Annotated in this window: 1 pseudogene; it reads left to right on the top strand. The window is 81.1% G+C overall.

Annotated elements, in window-relative coordinates:
- Window positions 1-591 precede the first annotated feature (591 nt).
- A pseudogene (locus SSBG_RS07845) lies at window positions 592-1,182 on the top strand (hypothetical protein); the annotation flags it as partial.

Genomic DNA, 1,182 nt, shown 5'->3' with positions numbered 1-1,182 from the left:
GGCGGGGGCGTGTGAGCGGGTGGGCTTCAGGGGCGCGGGGCGCGGGGCGCGGGGCGCGGGGCGACGGCGTGGGCGGAGGCGTGGGCGGAAGCGGTAGCGCGCCAGGGAGGGGGCGCGTGTGGGCGGGGCCCGGGTCGCAAAGGGCGCCGGGCACGGGGCGCGGGCGAGGGGCCGGGCGGCGCGGGGTGCAAGCGGGTGGGCGTTCGCGGGTATGCCCGGCGCAGGCCGGTGGCTGAGGTGTCGGTGGCAGCGGCCGCGTGCGGGGAAGGGCCCGTCGAGCGGGGAGGCGGACGCGGGCCGGGCGCAAGCGCGGGCACCGATGGCGGGCGCGCGGTGGCGTAGCGCGCGGAAGAGGGCGGGCGTCGCGGGTGGGAACCGGGCGTGGGTGACGGGGCGGGCGGCGCCTCTCACGCGGGGAAGGGCACGTCGAGCGAGTGGGCCGGGCGGGCGGACCGAAGACGCGGGCCGGGGGGCGAGTGCGAGCGGCCAACCTGGGCGCGGGGCCTCGGCGCGGGGGCCGGGGGGTGGGCCGGCCGCTCGGAAGGGTGCCGAAGGCGGGCCGTGCGCGTGGGCGCGGCCTAGCGTGGGCTCATGGTCAACCCTCCCGGCGGCTCCCGCCCCGTGCCGTCCGCCGCCCCCTCCGACGCGACGGACGCCGGGCGGGCGGCCGGGGCACTGCTGCTGTGCCGGGCGGCACCCGGCGAGGTGGCGCCCGTCGCGCGGCTCCTGCGCAGGCCGCTCCTGCTCTGCCCGGCGGGCGAGCCGGCGCCCGACGGCGAGGCGCGGTGGAGCGCCCTCGTACCGGAGGACAAGCCGTGGCTGCAGGGCGGCGAGCCGGTCGACCGGGTCCTCGCCGGGTGGGCGACGGCGCTCGCCGTCGGCGCCTCCTGGCCCGTTCTCGCGCTGTGGTGGGACCACGAGCGCGCCGGTCTCGTGCTCTGCTCGGGCTTCCGGCGTCCCGTCGGCTACGAGTGGGCGGCGGACGGGACGCCGCTCGGCGAGGACGAGGCGATGCGCACGTTCGTGCTCCGCCTGGGCCTCGACCCCGTGCTCGACCTGCAAGAACTCGGACCGCTGACCCGCGAGGACCCGGAGAGCGACGCCCGCGCCCGTCTGCCGGCGTGCTCGCGGTGCTCGCGCGCGCCGGAGCGCCCCCCCCCGGGCTCCTGCCCGGCGAACCGG

Origin of the sequence: Streptomyces sp. SPB074, from assembly GCF_000154905.1 — a bacterium.
GTDB lineage: Bacteria > Actinomycetota > Actinomycetes > Streptomycetales > Streptomycetaceae > Streptomyces.
Note: the sequence above shows the minus strand (reverse complement) of the source record. Positions and strands in the feature narration are given on the sequence as shown.